Here is a 17292-nt window from a genome sequence, read left to right on the forward strand (position 1 = left end):
CAGAGTGCAGTCCGGCAGACAGACGGTGGGTGCTAAGGTCCATCGTCGAGAGGGAAACAGCCCAGACCGCCAGCTAAGGTCCCCAAATCACGGCTAAGTGGGAAAGGATGTGGGAAGGCCATGACAACCAGGAGGTTGGCTTAGAAGCAGCCATCCTTTAAAGAAAGCGTAATAGCTCACTGGTCTAGTTAAGCCGGCCTGCGCCGAAAATGTATCGGGGCTCAAGCCGTGTACCGAAGCTGCGGATGTGATCTTTGATCACGTGGTAGCGGAGCGTTCCGTAAGCCTGCGAAGGGTGTCCGTGAGGCCGCCTGGAGGTATCGGAAGTGAGAATGCTGACATGAGTAGCGACAAACAGTGTGAGAAACACTGTCGCCGAAAGTCCAAGGGTTCCTGCGCAAGGTTAATCCACGCAGGGTGAGCCGGCCCCTAAGGCGAGGCCGAAAGGCGTAGTCGATGGGAACCACGTTAATATTCGTGGGCCTGGCGGAGGTGACGGATTGGAAAGCGTGTACGATCTTATCGGATTGATCGTGCTGTGGACCGGTTCCAGGAAATAGCCCCGCCATATAGACCGTACCCCAAACCGACACAGGTGGACTGGTAGAGTATACCCAGGCGCTTGAGAGAATGGTGTTGAAGGAACTCGGCAAATTGCCCTCGTAACTTCGGAAGAAGAGGGCCCCGTTTGTACGCAAGCGCAGGCGGGGGGCACAGACCAGGGGGTAGCGACTGTTTACTAAAAACACAGGGCTCTGCGAAGCCACACAAGGCGACGTATAGGGTCTGACGCCTGCCCGGTGCCGGAAGGTTAAGAGGAGGAGTGCAAGCTCTGAATTGAAGCCCCGGTAAACGGCGGCCGTAACTATAACGGTCCTAAGGTAGCGAAATTCCTTGTCGGGTAAGTTCCGACCTGCACGAATGGCGTAACGACTTCCCCGCTGTCTCCAACACCAACTCAGCGAAATTGAACTCTCCGTGAAGATGCGGAGTTCCCGCGGTCAGACGGAAAGACCCCGTGCACCTTTACTACAGCTTTGCAGTGGTGCTAGGGACTTCATGTGTAGGATAGGTGGGAGGCTTGGAAACATGGGCGCCAGCTCGTGTGGAGCCAACCTTGAAATACCACCCTTGAAGTCTCTGGCATCTAACCGTGGCCCGTTATCCGGGTCCGGGACCCTGCATGGCGGGTAGTTTGACTGGGGCGGTCGCCTCCCAAAGTGTAACGGAGGCGCGCGATGGTGGGCTCAGAGCGGTCGGAAATCGCTCGACGAGTGCAATGGCATAAGCCCGCCTGACTGCAAGACTGACAAGTCGAGCAGAGACGAAAGTCGGCCATAGTGATCCGGTGGCTCCACGTGGACGGGCCATCGCTCAACGGATAAAAGGTACGCCGGGGATAACAGGCTGATGACTCCCAAGAGTCCATATCGACGGAGTCGTTTGGCACCTCGATGTCGGCTCATCACATCCTGGGGCTGGAGCAGGTCCCAAGGGTTCGGCTGTTCGCCGATTAAAGTGGTACGTGAGCTGGGTTTAGAACGTCGTGAGACAGTTCGGTCCCTATCTGCCGTGGGTGTCGGAGTTTTGCGAGGATCTGTCCCTAGTACGAGAGGACCGGGATGGACATACCTCTGGTGCACCGGTTGTCACGCCAGTGGCATGGCCGGGTAGCTAAGTATGGACGGGATAACCGCTGAAAGCATCTAAGCGGGAAACCCACCTCTAAACCAGAGCTCCCTTGAGAGCCGTGACAGACCATCACGTCGATAGGAGGCATGTGGACGGGCAGCAATGCCTGAAGCTAAGCCTTACTAATCGCTCGATCGGCTTGATCTCGACACCACAAACCGCGCCATGCGCAGCAGCAAGCCTGCTCCAAAGCAGTGCTTGACCAGCGCACAGCCGTTCGATCCCATCCTCGACTCACTTGCACGAACAAGCATACAGCGCTTTCGGTAACAGCGTCGGTCTTGTGCCTCGGTGACCTGGTGGTCATGGCGAGGTGTCAAACACCCGATCCCATCCCGAACTCGGCCGTGAAAAGCCTCCGCGCCAATGGTACTGCGTCTTAAGACGTGGGAGAGTAGGTCGCCGCCAGGTCGCTCAGGCACAGGAGACGCTCCTTACACAAAGCGCGCATGCTTGCATCTTCACCGCCCATCCTCCCACAGAACAAACATCCGCGGGGTGGAGCAGCCCGGTAGCTCGTCAGGCTCATAACCTGAAGGCCGCAGGTTCAAATCCTGCCCCCGCAACCACCGACACTTGACGCCCCGGTTCGAAAGAGCCGGGGCGTTCGTGCGTCTCGTCGTTGCGCAGCTGAGCGGCGCCCTCGCAGACCGCCAGCACGCCGGCCAGTTCGCCGTGCAGGTCGGCGTCCAGCCCGGTTCCGGCAGGGGAGGGCGTCAGAACGACGCGGTCGATCATGATCCGCACCATCTCCATCGCCTCGGCGCTGTCTTCGCCGCCAGCGAGAGCAGCCTCCAGCGCTTCCACCTTGCGGCGGTAAAGATCCGGCAGCTGGGGGTGCAGCAGGACCGACGGCAGGTCCGCATCGGGCTCCTCGGCCGCGGCGAGCAGCCGGGCCTTGTCCGCCTCCAGGATATTCAGGCGCTCCTTCATCGACTCGTGGTACAGCCCGTCCTCGATCGCCTTGAGGATGCCGGCGATCTTGCGCTCGACCGCCGCCAGTTCGCGCTCGCGCGTGCGGCGGTTGGCTTCGCGGTCGGCCGTTGCCGCTTCGACGCCGGCACGGAAGCTATCGACGAACTCCTGAATCAGTTGCGGCGCCAGCAGGCGTTCCTTAAGCCCGGTGAGGACCCGCCGCTCGATGTCGAAGCGGGTGATGGTATGGTCGTTGGTGCAGGTGCCCTTGCTGCGGTGGGCGGCGCAGCCATAGCGGTCCTTGGCCATGATGGCGTAGGTGCCGCCGCAGCACCCGCAGGTCAGCAGCCCCGACAGGAGGAACTTGCGACGGTGCGCCCGGTTCAGCGCGTTGCCCTGATCGTCGCGACTGATTTCGAAGCTGATTGATGCCTGCCGGGTCTTTACCCGCTCCCACAGTGCCGCGTCGACGATGCGCAGCTCCGGCACCTCCACCACCTCCCATGCCTCCGGCGGGTTGGGCCGCGCAACCCGCTTGCCGGTTTCCGGATCCTTGACGTAGGAGCAGCGGTTCCATTCCAGCCGTCCGGCATAGATCGCGTTGTTGAGGATACCGGTGCCGCGCTCGACCTGACCGCGGATGGTGGTGTCCTGCCAGAGCCGTCCCTCCGGACCGGGCACGCCGTCGGCGTTGAGGCGCTTGGCGATGGCGCGCGGGCTGGCACCGTCGGCGAACAGGCGGAAGATGCGCTGGACGACTGCGGCTTCAACCGGGTTGATCCGCCTCTTGCCGCGACCCTCAGCGTCGCCCTCCAGCACGTCATAGCCGAAGGCCTTGCCGCCCGGCATCCGGCCTGCCATGGCGCGGCCGAGCTGACCGCGGCGGGTCTTGTCCGCCAAGTCTTTCAAAGCGACCTGCGCCATCATCCCCATGACGGCGACATGGATGGTGGTGATTTCGCCGAGCTGCGGGGTGAACAGCCGCACGCCGTAGAAGGCGAGGCGGTCCTGAAGGTCAGCGGTGTCGGCGAGGCGGCGGCCGAGCCGGTCGATCGCCTCGCACAGCACGATGTCGAAGCGGCGCTGTCCGGCCTCACGCAGCAGCTTCTGGAAGGCCGGACGGTGACGGCTGGCGCCGCTGAGAGCAGCATCGCTGTAATGGTCGACGACAGTCCAGCCTTGGCGCTCGGCATAGCGCCGACAGACCTCAATCTGGTCGGCGATGGAGGCTTCGCGTTGCTGGTCGCTGGAGTAGCGGGCGTAGATGACGGCACGCATCATGGAACTCCTACGGGCGCTCGCCGCGAACGGCGCGGCGCAGGTGGGTGATGTGGTCGGTGAGGGTGGCCTGATAGCGGCGGCTCGCCTCCAGCCCTTTGGCCATCGTGTAGTGGCGCTCACTGGTCCGCAGCGTGCTGTGGCCGAGCAGCGCCGCCGTCAACCGAGCACCCTGCGGGTCGTCGAGGGCGATGCTGGTCGCGGCGCAGTGGCGCAGCAGGTGCGGGTTGATCCGCTCGCCGAGGATGGCCGGGGTGGCGCGCTCGAAGCGGCTGGAGACGCCATTGAGAGTCATCGGCAGCCCCTCGCGGGTGATCCACAGGGCATCATGGGCGTGGCCTTGCAGCAGCCACGGACGATGGTGGTCGAGATAGCGCGCCATGTGGGGCACCAAGCTGGCCGGCAGCGGGAAGCTCATCGGACTGCCGCACTTGAGGTCCTCGCGCTCCAACTGGATCAGGAAGCCATCGGAGGTCGGCCGGAGATGCTGGCCCACCCGCAAACCCGCCAACGTGCGGCGGCGGATCGGCCGGGCGACGGTGAGGGCGATCATCAGGGCGTCGCGAAAGGCGGTGGCGTGTGCGAATGGTCGGGCTTCGGGCTTGTCTTCGATTTCGGCAAGGGTGGCGAGGGCGCGTTGATAGAGGTCGGCAGCGTTGCGAATGCGCGGCGTGATCGGTCGCCGGTTGGCGGCGCCCCGCTTCAAGCGGCCCGCGGTGCGGCGCAGCCACCCCCAATCGGCGTCAGGCGCCAGGGCCGGCATGATGGCGGCGAGCTGGTCGATGGTAGTCCACAAGGACAGCGGCGCCAGAACGGGACGCAACAGGGCGATGTAGCGACGCACCACGTCCGCCGTCACGCGGTCGGCAGGGGCGGCAACCGGCGTCAGCAGACCCTGCTGGTCGAGGAAGGTGAGCCAGCGGCCGTAGTTGGCGGCGCGGCTGCGACGGGTCGCGGGCGCCCAGTCGGCGGCAGCACCGGCGTCGTCCAGCGGCCCGCCGGCTTCGCAGGCGGCTTGCCACAAGCTGCGGTCCTGCTCGGGCCACGCGCTGACCGGCAGGCTGCGGCGGTCGATGGTCGAGGAGGTCTTGTTCATCACCTCAGCGCCCCACGACGCTACCGCGGAGCGAGCGGGCGCGCTCCAGGATGTTGGCGTCATAGCGGGCGACCGCGGCGGCGGTGTCCTGTCCGGTGTAGTAGGTCACCGTCGTGTCGGTGGAGCGATGGCCAAGGAGCTGGCGCGACAGCTCGTAATTGCCGGGATCGAACTGCTGACTGAGCTTGCCGGCGAGGTGGCGGAACAGGTGGGGATTGACCACGAGGCCGGTGTGACCGCGCACTGCCCGCTCGATTTGCGCCGTCAAAGCGGTGATGTGCTTGTAGCCGCCGTTGCCTCCGGGAAACAGCAGACCGTTTTTGTCCGACGTCAGCAGCGGGCGGTAACGGCTCATGAAGTGGTTGATCATCCGCACCAGCGGCTCCGGCAGCACCGCCTCGATCGGCTGGCTGGTCTTGGTCTCCTCCGCTGGGATGACGAGATGGACGACGGCGTGACGGCCGGAGCGGCTGCGGCAGAGATGGCGATGGACGTCCAGGCGCAGCAGGTTGAGGCGGCGCAGCGGCACCAACAGCAAAATCTGAATTGCCACCGCGCTTTGCGCCATCAGGGCTTCCCGGCGGCTGGGCACTGCCACGCGGTCAGCCTTGTCCATCAGACGCTCGGGTAGGGTGAGCAGCGCCAGCAGGTGCTTGGGATCGTCAAAGGCGCGCAGGCGGGCGCGGTTCTTGTCGGTCATGCCCTTGCGCCGGCTGCCGAGCTTGGCAACCAGCTTGTTCAGCCGTTCCAGATCCGTCTTCGGCGCCTGAACCCAGTGGCGAGCGACGGAGAGCAGACACTTTGCCTGTTCGATCAGGCCGGGGCTGGCGCCGCCCCGGCGGGTCATCAGCCACAGCAGGGCGATCTTGAAGCGCTCCGGCACCACCAGCGCCGCCAGCGTGGTCAACGCCTGGGGGGCCTCGCCGGCATGGACGAGGGCAGCAGCGAAACGCAGCACATGGCCGCGGGCGGTCTTCAGCGAGCTGGGACGCAACGGGCGGGCCGGGCCGAACTCGTCCAGTGGGTCGGCGCCGGACAGCCGCCGCATCCATGCCTCCAGGTCAGCGGCAAAGGACGCCGGAAGGCGGTCCAACGGCAACTGGTAGTCGTCCCGGTTGCTGGTGACCGGCACCGGCGTGGTTGGCCAGCCGGGCAGGGCGACGGCGACGGCTTGGTTCCACTGCTGGCGGGCCATCCGCTCGACCCGCTGCGGCTTGGCGACCAGAGTGCCGGTCGTCAGCGATGTGGCAAAGGCGGTGAAGGTGGCGTCCGACACGGCGTCCGGCCCGATGTCGTGCTCGGCACAGTACCGCAGGAAACGGGCGAGGCCGCGCTGCATCGCCGGGTCGGTGACCGCCGCGCGGAGGCTGTACCAGGGCTCCGGCAGGTGGCAGGCGAGGCGCCGATGGATCGCGGTGGCGCCATAGTGGCGCAGCAGGGTGCTGACGGCGGAGCGGATGTTCTGCCAGCGCTTGAGCGACAGGCCGTGGGCCGCCGGATGGACGGAGGCGATCAGCGGGCGCAGCGCATCGAAGCTGGCGGGGATGGCGGCGAGGTCGCGTCCGACAATGCCGCCGAAGCGGCGCAGGGACGAGGCGTGGTCCCGAGCGCGCTGCGGCGGCAGGGCGGGGTCGGCCAGGACGCGCGTCAGCAGGTCGGCAAGAGAGCGCATATTAAGCACCGCAGGCAGGCTGGACTGGACTGGGAAGTGGTGGAAGTGGTCATCCGTGGCTTCGGGAAGACAAGAGTGGACAGAAAGTCCGGATCGGGAAGACGTAGCACGTTTTTGGTTCGAAAATATGAGAGCCACCTCTTCCAGACGATCGTATAAGTTCTTGCCAATATTGGACAATGATGGACAACGGTGGTCAGCTGGTCCAGCGCTGCCGCAGGAAGATGTCGAGGTCCTTCGGCTGGATGCGGATCTGATGGCCGAGGCGAACGGTGGGCAGGTCGCCCGACGCGATCCAGCGGCGGATGGTCTTGATGCTGACCTGCAGGCGCTCGGCGACCTCAGGGATGGTCATCAGGGCGGGGAGACGGGAGGAGGGCTTGGTCATTCCGGCTTCGGGGGCTGCGTCGTCTCGCCCGAAGCCGCCAAGTATTCCCGCACCGCCATGCGGCCCAACAGGCGCGCCAGCGCACGCAGGCGCTCGACCGCAGCCTCGGATTCGGGAGGGGTGCAGGGGGCGGCGGTGTCGGAGGAGAGGACATGGTGGGTCATCCCCTCTTCGTGCCAAAGCTAGACTCTTATGCCGAAAGGGCCAGATCAGCTTTGCGGCGCAGCTGATTTGTTCAGGTCGGTTCGCCGGGCTTTGATGGCGCGCTTCACTGCGGTGCGCAGGGCGTTCTTGGTCGGCGTGTAGCCCAGCGCCTCCAGGCAGCGCTGGAGGAAGTCGACCAGAGGCCCGCCGGCGGCTCCTTCCATGTCGTCCCAGGAGGTGCCGAGCGGCCGGTCGCTGATCGCCTCGTAGACGTTAAGCAGGAAGTCGAAAGTCATGTGGTAGCCGGCCGCGGCCTTGTGGCGCGTTCCGCCGACGCCGGAGGTGACGCGGTCCGCTTCGGCATCTCGCACAAGTTCAGCCGCAGCCCGCAGCATCAGCACGCCGCCGAAGGCGTCCTCAAGCGCGTTGTCTACCTGTCCATCGACGATGGCGACGTTGGGATCGTCCGGCGCCAACTGCGCGGCCAAGCCCCAAAGAAGCTGCGGGACGGGACGGAGGTGCCCGTCCTGCGGTGTGCCGTCCTGGATGGCCTCCAGCAGGGCGTCGCACGCCGCCACGACGCGCTTCATCCGGTCGCGGGTGGCGCTGGGGGGCGGTGTCTGATCGATGGCCGCGTGGGACGCCGCCAAGGCCGGAAGTTGCTGGACGTAATGGCGCCATGCCGCAATCCTGCTGGGATCTGACAATTGCAGCCGATTGACGACAGCATCGAACAACGGCTGCCAGGGCTCATCCTGCGTTTTCGTCGGCGGAGGTACCTGTTCCGTCATGATGGTTATCGCTGTGATGCCGAAGGGGGGACGACATCGCCGTGTCACGTCGGATCATACCGGGACCATCCCGCTGCATGAAGGGCGGCTGATGCCGCCCTTCCCCTGCCATGCCCAGCCTTGCCATGCCACGCCGATCCGTGCCACGCCAAGGCTGCATTGAGGTGCCAGTCGGCCCCTCAATGCACCGTGAAGCGTCCGAATTTGGGGCGCCAATCTCCAAGGCCGACCACCTCGCCGGTGGTGCGGATGATGTCCCGGACATCATCCTCGCTCAGCAGCGACGGCATGAACTGGATGGTGACGGCAGCACTCCAGTCGTTGAAGCGTGGCCGGACCCGCATCACCCGCAGGCGTTCAACCCGGACGCCGGTGCGAAAGCGGAAGTGACCATCATCCCACAACGCCTCCGGCTCACGGGGACCGTCATACTGAAGCGGGATGTTGCCGTCACACAGGATGCCCGCTTTGGCCAGCGGCCCGCGGCGTTTGCGCTTGGCGCCGTCGATCAACGCCGCCTCGATCAATTCGCCGGGGAGGCAGGGTTCACCACCATGCAGATACAGCGAGCCAAGGAATTCAAGCTTGGCCATCCGCTCCAAATCGGCTTCTGTCTTCGGCCGCTTGCTGCTCAGTTTCTTGATGTCCTTGACCAGCGGGTCGAGCGGGTCGGCCAGACGGCCGTTGTGCATGAGAAGGGGTGAGACGCCGGTGATCTGGAAGCTCAGGGGCTGATACATCGGGGGCCTCCAGCCGCGGACGGGGGCGGCTTGGCTGGGTGTCGGGGAGGTTGACCGTGGCCGTGGCGTAGCGGCGACCGCGCAGCATACCGGTCACGGTGGCGTGGCAAGGCGCGCACAGCGTCGTCACGGCCTCCAGGCGGTCCTGGGTCCAGTCGCCACGGGGCGGGTAAATGCGGTGATGCCCTTCCAACTGGTCTGTCGCATTGCACAGGACACACCGCCCGCCATCGCGGGCGAAAGCATCACGCCGCAGAGCGCGCCATTGAGGACTGGCGAGGTAAGCGGCGTAACCGGCGGGGCCGCGGGCCGGACCCATCGGTGCACCTGATGGGTGTTCTGCTGATGGGGAAACGTCCGCCGCTGATAGGTCTGTCGGCTTGCATGGGCTCATGCCGATCCATTGGTTCGTCTTCACGAAGCAATACCGATCTGCTAGGCCGTGGTCAAGGGGCCAGAACGGCGTAATGATCCGGCTCATGTCATTGGGCCTGAAGCAACGTGTCGGGTTGAGGGTCAAAGAGGCGCGGCTGGCCCGCGGCCTCACGCAAGAGGCATTGGCGGATCTGATCGGCCGGACTGTCGAGGCAGTGTCCAACATCGAACGAGGCCGGACCTTTCCGACAATCGAGACGCTGGAGCAGCTCGGCTATAGCCTCAGGGTGCCGGTTCATCAGTTTTTCGAAGGTGCTGAACCGGATGTCGACGATCAACGCTTTATGTTGGAGGGAAAACTAAGGGAAATTGGTCGTCGCTTATCATTGGAAGATTTAAAGATTGCGGTTGGCCAACTTGCTGTTATTGTTGAAGTTAGGGAGCGTGATTGAAAAATGGATGACGCACCAGAAAAAATGGAGCCGAACGTTCAATAGCAAACGTTCGGCTCCAAAATTACTATGATAGTTATTATATCTTCCGTACTTGCGGGCTTTGAAGTTAAAAAGCCCACCTTGGGACGGAGCTGTGCCTGAGGTTTTTCTCATATGCATATGTAATTGTTTGATTCTTGAGACGGATTCTGACGTATCCGTCTTTTGTCCAATCACCCTCAATTTTTGCTTCTCCATGAAGGTGATGCTTAACGCTGTCCCCAATTGAATAGATAGGTTCATGCGATTTTGCGCTGTCCGCTTCGGAATTGGTCAAACTGTCCGAGACGTTCTTCTTATTATTTCTTGCTTTTAGCTTTTTAGTCGTCGGATCATCAGGGATTTTCTTTGAAGATCGTTGCGTTTTCGCCGGCTCTATTAGGGGCTTTTCCAATTTGCCCCGCTTGTTTGTAGAGGCTCTTGAAGAATTCACTAGCTTTGCCTGCGGCGGCAGAGGGTCTTCCAGCCAGCATTCCCCGCGTAGCCAGTTATGCGGGAACTTGAGGTACTTCGGGTCGGTCAGGTGAGCCTTGGCAATCGCGTACCGCTGCATGGTGGCGATCAGCACAGATGGCGTCGCGGCACCAGAAGCCAAGACCTCGCGGTAAGCTTCCATGGCTTGCTTCCGCTGCTCGCGCTTGGGACAGGCTGACCAGAACTCCTCGAAGCGATCCGTGTGATCTTGAGCTGCAGCCGTTACCCCACCGTCGACGGCGCCGCCAACGGCGGTGACGGCGCCGGGCGGTGGTGGGGTAACCCCCTCTTCCTCTCCCTCGGGATTAAACCCGGGGAGAGAAGAGGGAAGGGGGAGCGTGGACGCGACCAGTCCGGTGCGCCAACGCTCCTGGTCGACGGCGTCTGCGCTACTGGTTGCGTCCTCGCTACTGGTGCTGCCAGAAACCTCATCCGCATCGCCTGCGGTCCGAAAATGGGCAGGACGATAGGAGAAGTTAGGGCGATAGACATTCGCCATGCGATCACCCTCCTTGTTCGATCCACCGCGCCTGTGAACCGGCAAGATGCCAACGCGCTCCAAGTTTTTGACTCCTCGTTGAACGCCGCTCCTGCTGGCGCCCGTCCGTTCGGAAAGGCGCTCAAATCCAACGCGAGCTAGGCCGCTGTTGTTGTCGAGGCAATGGAGGACGCAGGCGACAATGCCGATTTCGATACGGCTACGATCAGGGTCGCAGGCGACTGCATCCAGAAGCCGAAATTTGTCGAGCAGGCTGATAGCGGGCAAAATGGGCTCCAAGGTGAGTTGGCTCTTCTCATATTTGTCGCCGCTTATCGAATTGCCCGGTTAGCAGAGATCAGCTTCATGCCGATGTCGCCAGAGCGGGAGACAGGATCCGCAGGTCAACCTCGTCCGTACCGGCTTGGAAGCGATCAATTCGGGCTTGCCATCCGGTAATGGCGCTGAAGGGTGCCGACCAAGAGCGCTTACGTTGCCGGATCGCCGAGTAAGGTCAGGACGCGCTCGCTTGTCCGGGCGATGTTGGCGAAGGCGGTGAGCCGCGTGTCAGCGTCCGGGGAAGCTCACTCCTGACCGCACGCTCGTCGAGGAGCGGCGCAGGAGCGGTGATCCCCCCTCCTCCGGGAGTCGCCGATCGGGTAGAACCCGGCCATGTCGACCACAGTCGGGCCACGGCCCACCGGCATCGAGACGACGCTGCGCGCGATCATCACCGCGCAGGCTGCGGAGCTGGCGCCGAGCGTTGGTGCCGTGAAACCAGTAAGGCCGGATTGGCCGCCGCAAGGCCGGCTTAGTGGCGAAGGCGATGGAGGTAGAGAAGCTCAAGGTTCGGATAACGCAGCTGTGGAGCATGCAATTCGGGCGTTCTTCCGAGAAGATTGACCGCGAGATCGATTAGCTCGAATTCGCGATAGAGGACCTGGAGGCTGGCGCGGCTGCAGAAGGCGTGCCGGCCGGCGTTCATAGGGGCAAAAATAACCCAGCAGTCGTTTATTCGACCGCCATGTTGCCCCTGCCACGTCATTTATGTAATTTTCACTATAACATCAGGAGTGAAAGCCATGCTTGCCCTCAAGGTCATCACCGTCGGATCTTCGGCCGGCGTGATCCTGCCCAACGAAGCCCTGTCCCGCCTAAAGGTCCAGCAGGGCGACACCCTGTTCCTGACCGAAGCCCCGGACGGCAGCTACCGCATCACGCCATACGATCCTGAGTTCGAGCGCCAGATGGCGATAGCAGAGGAAATCATGCACGAAGACCGCGACATCCTGCGCGCCCTGGCGGACAAGTGATGGGTATAAACCGATGATGTCTGTTGACGACCGCCTGACCGCCATCGAAACCGTGCAACGTCGGCAAGCCAGCGACATCGCGGACATCAAGAGCGGCCTTGCCCAAGTGATTCAGATGCTCTCCCGGATGGATGGCCGCATGGAGAAGCGCGGCATCCTGGTCGAGATGTCGGAGCTGACAGGACCGCCCTGAAGCCTTGGTCGCCGAAAACGGTGGGGTTCGATTTTGCGGCAAAGCGGTCACCGTCGCGCTCCGCGGTGTCCTGCTCCCGTTGTACGGTAAAATCGGACCCCGCCGGCTTGGCCTCCTCCTTCGCCAGCCGCGCCACCCCATCAGCGCGCAGCGTGGCGGCATCCTCCGCCGGCACCAGGACCGGAATGCGGGTCTTTCCCTGGTCGTGCAGGTAGGCGAAGCGGTGGCGGCTATTGCCGAAGCTCACGCTATCCGGCGTCTGAAGCCTCAGCTCCGACATCTCGACCGGGACACCACGCTTCACCCACCGGCCGAAGTCCGCATGAGGATCTGGTCGGTCTTTTCGGTTACCGGGCCGGAGGCGGATTCTGCCGGTCCTTGGTCATCCGCTCCAGCCGGGCGGCCTGCCGGCGCGCTTCCGCCCGCTGCTCCGCCGTCAGGCTGGGCTGTCTCTCCGCTCGATCCCGCAGCTGCGCCGCCAGGGCGAGGCGCCTTTCGTCCGTCATCATCGGAAGAACTTTCCCGTCCGGCAGGGTGCGGCAGGGGGGTGACGCCGGCTGCCCCAACGGAGGCAAATCTGTTTCGACAACTGGCAACGCGATCAACGGTAACCTTTGGTGAGGCGAACTCGTCATCCATACCATTTGCCGGCCGAAGCCAGAGCAATGCTGCTGCGATCAAGGGCCATCGAATAGAACCGTGTTATTGGCGTCAAGTATGCGTGCGCCCCGTACCAAATCCTGTCCTTCATCAAGCACGACCCAGCCAAGTATCAGACCGCACTACGTCCGCAACGATGCTGGCCTGCTGATCGACCAAATCATCTTGGCGCGCACGGAGAGGGTCGGCAACATCGTTTTGATGGACTTACTTGCGGCGGCAGCTAGGCTCTACGCCAAAGCTGGCTTCCCCTTCACCGTCAGCGACACCGGGGGATTCCATGCCAACCGGGAAAACATGTACCCCGAACTGCGCCTTGTCGGCCGTAATCGCCTCGAGGAGTTGACCGCCAACTGGATCAGGAAGTGCCGCAAAGGCTGCCTGTGAATCGGCATGGAATAAGCGGCTTTTCCAAGTTTTGTGTGGAACACCGAGACGTGTTTCGGCTCTCGAGGTTCGCGTCAAGCGTGACCGAGGACCCGACCGCGCAGTAGATCGAAGCCGGCCCGGCCATACATCGCGCGCTTGATCGCCTTCAGCCGGTTGACATGGCCCTCGACCTGTCTACTGCTCCACGGCTGCCTCAGGGCGGCGCGCACTGCGTCCTCGTCGCGGCGGATCCCGGCGGCGAACGGCGCCAGCACGCTGGCCTCCGCCTCGCGCAGCCAATTCTCGAACGGGTCGGACGACTTGCCCTTCACCATCCTGCAGAAGCGGGTGATAAGGTCGGTGGCCGTCGCGATGGACGGTGAGCGCTCCCGCAAGGCCTGGACAAAGCGGCGGTCTTCGTCGGTCAACGTGTCGGGATCGCCAGCCAGGAGCCGCACCGCACGCCGGGACGTCGGCGGTTCGGATCGCTTCGCCGGCACCGGCTTGTTGGAGGTCTCCCGTGGTTCGGCGGGCGGATCCTGTCGCCGACGCCAGGTTCCCCAATCCCGCACGAAGCTGTATTGCCCGGGGAAGCCGCGCTTTTGGAGTTCCCGTCACAACGCCGCGGCGTTGCGGCAGCCGGCCTGTCACCGCTCCTCCAGGTAGCCGTGGTACGGGTCGAGGATGCTGGTGCCTCGATCGGCATGCCGCCATGTCGGGGCATGGCCGGCGCGCAGCCAGCGGCGTACCGTCTTGCGCTCGACGCCGAGCGAGCGGGCAACCGCCCGGATGGACAGGCCCTGCTCGCGCAGGCGAACCGCTTCGGCGTAGCGGGCGTCGCGGCGCTCCTGGGCCGCCTGCGCCCGCCGCTCCGTGCTGCGCAACGGCCGGTCCGGCTTAGGGGCGACCGGCTGGGGAGCCTCGCTCACCTCCTCCGGCAGTTCCGATGGTGTGGCCGCCGTCCGCGCAGCGGCACGCAGATCACGGTGATGGTGCTCCAGGATGCCGCGCAGGGCATCGCTGGCGTTGCGCAGGAGATGCCAGCGGTCGGCGATCTGGAGGGCGTCCGGTGCCCCGCGTGCGGTCCCCTCGGCGTAGGCGCTGGCGCGGTCTCGCGCGACGATGGTGACGCTGGGGTGGGCAGCCAACCACGCCGCCAGCGCGTCGGCGCTGCGGTCGGGCAGCAGATCGATGACGCGCCGGCGTTCGAGGTCGCACAGGATCGTTCCGTACCGGTGGCCCTTCCGCCAAGCCCAGTCATCCACCCCGAGAACCGTCACCGGAGCAGCCGGCGTGCCGATGCTGGCGCGCACCCGATGCACCAGGGTCGTCCGGCTGATGGGCACGCCCATGGCCGTGGCATGACGGGATCCGGGGGTGCCGCCGAGTGCTAAGCCGATGCTCCGGTGCATGGCGCGCAACCGGTCGGTTTGGCGCGCCCGCGGGCGGGCGACGCCGGGCAAGGGTTCGGTGAAGGTGCGGCGCGGACGGTAGGCCTCGGAGCAGCAGAAGCGCCGGACGCGGACCAGCAGAACGGTGGGGCGGCCGAAGCACGCCAGATCACCGAGGCTGCGCCAGTAGGCGCCGTGAACGCGGCGTGACGGCGTGCCGCAGCCGGTGCAGGACACCGAGGCGGCAACCGGCTGTGCACGCACGGTGATCCGATGAAAGCCGTGATCGATCTGATCCAGGATCTTAAGTTGGGCGAGGAAGCCGATCGACTGCAGAGAGATGTTCAAGAACACAACCATGGTGAAGGAGGTTTCCTTCCATATGGCGTTCCCTGGCCTGTGAGGGATCGCACCTACCACCGGCTGTCCAGCGCTGTCCACTCAACCTCTGCTTGGTCACACAAAACTTGGAAAAGCCCCCTATCTAAAGCCGATTGACATCCTGTCCGGCATGGGGGCGCTCGTCGCGCAGGTAGACCCACAGCCGCCCTGTCTTGGTCTTGCCACGCCCGGGATCGAGCACAGGAACCGGCGTGTCGTCCGCGTGCAGCACGGAACCGGCCAGCACGTGCCGGGAGATGGCCTCGGTCAGCGGCGCCATCAGTGCCACCGCCTTGCCGATCCAGTCGGCCAGCAGCGAGCGCTCCAACTCCACGCCTTCGCGGGCGTAAATGGCCGATTGCCGATAAAGCGGCAAGTGATCGCAGTATTTGGCGATCAGCACATGCGCCAGCGGCCCGGCCGAGGGCAGGCTGCGCTCGATGGGCAGCGACGGCGTCGGCGCCTGAACCATGCCCTCGCAGCACCGGCACGACAGCGCCGGGCGGATGTGGCGGATCACGGTGAAGCGCGCCGGGATGTAATCCAGAACCTCGCGGACATCCGCGCCCTTCTCAAGCAGCGCCCGAAGCGCCATCATCTCGTCGGTCATCGTGGTCACCCTCGGTCGAGGTTGTGTTGTGGTGACCAGACTTTACCGAAGAACCGCGATGACCGCCCGCTGTGGACAACCGGCCCGCCTACGCCAACCATCGGAGGGCGCTACGGCGGGCCGCTTCCCCACAGCCGCTCCTACACCACATCGTGGGACACGACCCTCGCTCCTTCATACAGGGGGTCGCGGCCATCATCGGCAAGGAGCGGTGCCGGTGGTGGAGCGAGGCGAATTAGGCGCGGCTGGTGGCAGAGACGCTGGAACCGGGGACGATCGTCGCCCATGTTGCCCGCCGGTATGGGGAGGCGGAAAGCTTCCTTTACACGTGGCGCTCCCCAGCTGGTCGATGGAATGGCTGATTCGCGGCCACGTGATTGACGCCCTGCTGCTGATCCCGGTGGCGCTCGACACGGTCCCGGCTTGCGATGCGGAGCCATCGCTCGCGCCGCCGGCATCTGCGCCTTGCGCGCTGGTTCGGTTTGCCGACGGGACACGGTTGGAGATCGGCGCGGACTACCCGACGCCGGCGTTGACGGCGCTGATCGCCGCGCTCACGGGGCGGCGATAATCAGCGTGCTGCCAGGGGTGTGGGTCTGGCTTGCGGCGCGGCCGGTCAACATGCGTAAGGGCTTCGACGGGCTCGTCACCGTCGTCCAGCAGCTCGACCAGGGCGGCTCGGCGCTCGGCTCGGAGCGATGCCGACAGGTGGTGGCGACTCAAGCATGTGCAGCGGCACGAACGTCGGCGCCTCGGCGGACAGTTCCGCCGGGGCCAGGGGTAGATCAGGCTGTGGTGCACACGCCATGACGATGTGCCGCCGCGACGAGGGCACCACGCCCTCAGTGGGCTTCGCCAACTAAACGGATCTTCTCCTCGGCCGAATAGATGCGCCGCCCTCCGGCGGCGGTGATGACCTCAGTACGCTGGATCGCCACGGTGCAAACCACGCTGCCAAGCCGGCCACGCCGTCCGGCACCCACGACGCCCAGCTTTCAGCACAGAGAGCCCGTTGACCCCGCAAGGCAGCCCTCAGTCAACGCTTACAGCCAATCCGCATAAGCGTTCAGATCGGCCGTAGTGTAGTCGGCGACAAGTACCGCCAAGCGCTCGCGCCTTGTCGGTCAGGCATGCGGACACGTCCGCCGGCAGCTTGCTGGTTATGCCGCAGCCCTGTGCGCTCGGCAATCTCGCCAATACGCTTTACGCGCTGCACGAACGCTGATACAGCTCAGCTTAGTCTAAACACGCCTTGGCGTTGCTTGTCCTCTCCAAGGCCGATGCCCTCTGGCCTCCAAGATAGATGGGGCGGCATGAAGCTGGGCGCCTCATCCTGTAGGCGCTGGTGACTTTGAAGTAATCTTGCCGCCCGGCTTTCCCAAGAAGTCCGAGAGGCGGGCGGCTAGCGCCTTGGAGTCCCGGACCTCGCACTCCCAGACGACCGCGACTTCCCATCCACCAGCTTCCAGCGCAGCGACGGCTTCCCTATCACGGCGGACGTTGCCCTCCAGCTTAGGCTCCCAGTATTCGGCCCTGCTCTTGGGTCGTGAGGCTCTGCGGCAGCCTTCGTGGCGATGCCAGAAGCAGCCGTGCACCATAATAACTTTCCTGCGGCCTGGGAACACGAGGTCGGGGGTGCCTGGCAGCGTTCGGACGTGGAGCCTGAACCGGTAGCCCATGCCATGGAGAAGGCGACGGACGGCGATCTCGGGCTTCGTGTCGGCCCCACGGATCCTCGACATCAGCTTGCCCCGCTCTGCGGGACTAAGGACATCAGCCATTTCCCCCTCCTTCGCAGGCCTCGGGGCCGGCTGACCAAAGATGTCATCGTACCGCCA

The 17292-nt window shown here is 64.3% G+C and carries 16 protein-coding genes, 1 tRNA gene, 2 rRNA genes and 3 pseudogenes (1 of these 22 cut by a window edge); 10 read left to right on the forward strand and 12 right to left on the reverse strand.

The features are described 5' to 3' along the window. From ABNQ39_RS26640 to ABNQ39_RS26650, 3 genes are all read left to right on the forward strand, one after another. A 23S ribosomal RNA gene (locus tag ABNQ39_RS26640) occupies positions 1 to 1839 on the forward strand (it extends 906 nt beyond the left edge of the window). 148 nt (positions 1840 to 1987) lie between these two features. Beyond that, positions 1988 to 2103, forward strand: a 5S ribosomal RNA gene (rrf, locus tag ABNQ39_RS26645). Positions 2104 to 2184: 81 nt separating this feature from the next. Further along, positions 2185 to 2261, forward strand: a tRNA-Met gene (locus ABNQ39_RS26650). Here ABNQ39_RS26650 and ABNQ39_RS26655 read toward each other — a convergent pair. The 7 genes from ABNQ39_RS26655 to ABNQ39_RS26685 form a co-directional block, all read right to left on the reverse strand. Beyond that, positions 2218 to 3888, reverse strand: a complete 1671-nt coding sequence (locus ABNQ39_RS26655; protein WP_376965037.1) for a recombinase family protein — start codon at positions 3886 to 3888, stop codon at positions 2218 to 2220. The two genes, ABNQ39_RS26650 and ABNQ39_RS26655, sit on opposite strands and share 44 nt — an antisense overlap. Before the next feature lie 7 nt (positions 3889 to 3895). Next, positions 3896 to 4981, reverse strand: a complete 1086-nt coding sequence (locus ABNQ39_RS26660) for a tyrosine-type recombinase/integrase (protein ID WP_376964094.1) — start codon at positions 4979 to 4981, stop codon at positions 3896 to 3898. A gap of 4 nt (positions 4982 to 4985) precedes the next feature. After that, complete coding sequence (locus ABNQ39_RS26665; RefSeq protein WP_376964097.1) at positions 4986 to 6653, reverse strand: tyrosine-type recombinase/integrase; 1668 nt, start codon at positions 6651 to 6653, stop codon at positions 4986 to 4988. Between the two features lie 196 nt (positions 6654 to 6849). Further along, entirely contained in the window at positions 6850 to 7041 is a 192-nt protein-coding gene (locus tag ABNQ39_RS26670; RefSeq protein ID WP_376964100.1) for a helix-turn-helix domain-containing protein, read from the reverse strand. Further along, on the reverse strand, positions 7038 to 7205 hold the full coding sequence (locus ABNQ39_RS26675; protein ID WP_376964103.1) for a hypothetical protein: 168 nt from the start codon (positions 7203 to 7205) through the stop codon (positions 7038 to 7040). The genes ABNQ39_RS26670 and ABNQ39_RS26675 overlap by 4 nt, the downstream gene beginning before the upstream one ends. Before the next feature lie 45 nt (positions 7206 to 7250). Next, on the reverse strand, positions 7251 to 7835 hold the full coding sequence (locus ABNQ39_RS26680) for a hypothetical protein (protein WP_376964106.1): 585 nt from the start codon (positions 7833 to 7835) through the stop codon (positions 7251 to 7253). 320 nt (positions 7836 to 8155) lie between these two features. Next, entirely contained in the window at positions 8156 to 8716 is a 561-nt protein-coding gene (locus tag ABNQ39_RS26685) for a hypothetical protein (protein WP_376964109.1), read from the reverse strand. Between the two features lie 467 nt (positions 8717 to 9183). Between ABNQ39_RS26685 and ABNQ39_RS26690 the strand changes: the two genes are divergently transcribed. Next, positions 9184 to 9543 carry a helix-turn-helix domain-containing protein gene (locus ABNQ39_RS26690; protein ID WP_376964112.1) on the forward strand — a complete coding sequence of 120 codons (360 nt, stop codon included), beginning with the start codon at positions 9184 to 9186 and terminating at the stop codon, positions 9541 to 9543. A 109-nt stretch (positions 9544 to 9652) separates the two neighbouring features. On the opposite strand, the gene ABNQ39_RS26695 is transcribed toward ABNQ39_RS26690, so the two are convergent. Beyond that, positions 9653 to 10825: a hypothetical protein gene (locus ABNQ39_RS26695; RefSeq protein ID WP_376964115.1), complete on the reverse strand. Its 1173-nt coding sequence runs from the start codon at positions 10823 to 10825 to the stop codon at positions 9653 to 9655. A 384-nt stretch (positions 10826 to 11209) separates the two neighbouring features. On the opposite strand from ABNQ39_RS26695, the pseudogene ABNQ39_RS26700 reads away from it, so the two are divergent. The 3 genes and pseudogenes from ABNQ39_RS26700 to ABNQ39_RS26710 all read left to right on the forward strand — a co-directional run. Next, positions 11210 to 11630 (forward strand): annotated as a pseudogene (locus ABNQ39_RS26700) (transposase domain-containing protein); the annotation flags it as partial. Next, the gene (locus ABNQ39_RS26705) at positions 11620 to 11850 is read left to right on the forward strand and encodes an AbrB/MazE/SpoVT family DNA-binding domain-containing protein (RefSeq protein ID WP_376964118.1); all 231 of its coding nucleotides are present in this window, start codon (positions 11620 to 11622) and stop codon (positions 11848 to 11850) included. The pseudogene ABNQ39_RS26700 and the gene ABNQ39_RS26705, both read left to right, overlap by 11 nt. A gap of 13 nt (positions 11851 to 11863) precedes the next feature. Next, positions 11864 to 12043: a hypothetical protein gene (locus ABNQ39_RS26710; protein ID WP_376964121.1), complete on the forward strand. Its 180-nt coding sequence runs from the start codon at positions 11864 to 11866 to the stop codon at positions 12041 to 12043. 347 nt (positions 12044 to 12390) lie between these two features. Here ABNQ39_RS26710 and ABNQ39_RS26715 read toward each other — a convergent pair whose 3' ends face one another. Next, the gene (locus tag ABNQ39_RS26715; RefSeq protein WP_376964124.1) at positions 12391 to 12552 is read right to left on the reverse strand and encodes a hypothetical protein; all 162 of its coding nucleotides are present in this window, start codon (positions 12550 to 12552) and stop codon (positions 12391 to 12393) included. A 208-nt stretch (positions 12553 to 12760) separates the two neighbouring features. On the opposite strand from ABNQ39_RS26715, the gene ABNQ39_RS26720 reads away from it, so the two are divergent. Next, entirely contained in the window at positions 12761 to 13090 is a 330-nt protein-coding gene (locus tag ABNQ39_RS26720; protein WP_376964126.1) for a hypothetical protein, read from the forward strand. 74 nt (positions 13091 to 13164) lie between these two features. On the opposite strand, the pseudogene ABNQ39_RS26725 reads toward ABNQ39_RS26720, so the two are convergent. Next, positions 13165 to 14823, reverse strand: a pseudogene (locus tag ABNQ39_RS26725) (ISL3 family transposase). Between the two features lie 142 nt (positions 14824 to 14965). Beyond that, positions 14966 to 15427 (reverse strand): annotated as a pseudogene (locus ABNQ39_RS26730) (transposase); the annotation flags it as partial. 275 nt (positions 15428 to 15702) lie between these two features. On the opposite strand from ABNQ39_RS26730, the gene ABNQ39_RS26735 reads away from it, so the two are divergent. Both ABNQ39_RS26735 and ABNQ39_RS26740 read left to right on the forward strand, forming a co-directional pair. Further along, on the forward strand, positions 15703 to 15816 hold the full coding sequence (locus ABNQ39_RS26735) for a transposase (RefSeq protein ID WP_376964129.1): 114 nt from the start codon (positions 15703 to 15705) through the stop codon (positions 15814 to 15816). Then, positions 15783 to 16025, forward strand: coding sequence for a hypothetical protein (locus ABNQ39_RS26740; RefSeq protein ID WP_376965062.1), 243 nt, complete (start codon positions 15783 to 15785; stop codon positions 16023 to 16025). Before ABNQ39_RS26735 ends, ABNQ39_RS26740 begins: the two co-directional genes overlap by 34 nt. A gap of 757 nt (positions 16026 to 16782) precedes the next feature. Here the strand turns inward: ABNQ39_RS26740 and ABNQ39_RS26745 are convergent. Beyond that, complete coding sequence (locus tag ABNQ39_RS26745; protein ID WP_376964132.1) at positions 16783 to 17235, reverse strand: very short patch repair endonuclease; 453 nt, start codon at positions 17233 to 17235, stop codon at positions 16783 to 16785. Positions 17236 to 17292 lie beyond the last annotated feature (57 nt).

Origin of the sequence: Azospirillum sp. A26 (assembly GCF_042604635.1) — a bacterium.
Classification (GTDB): Bacteria; Pseudomonadota; Alphaproteobacteria; order Azospirillales; family Azospirillaceae; genus Azospirillum; species Azospirillum palustre.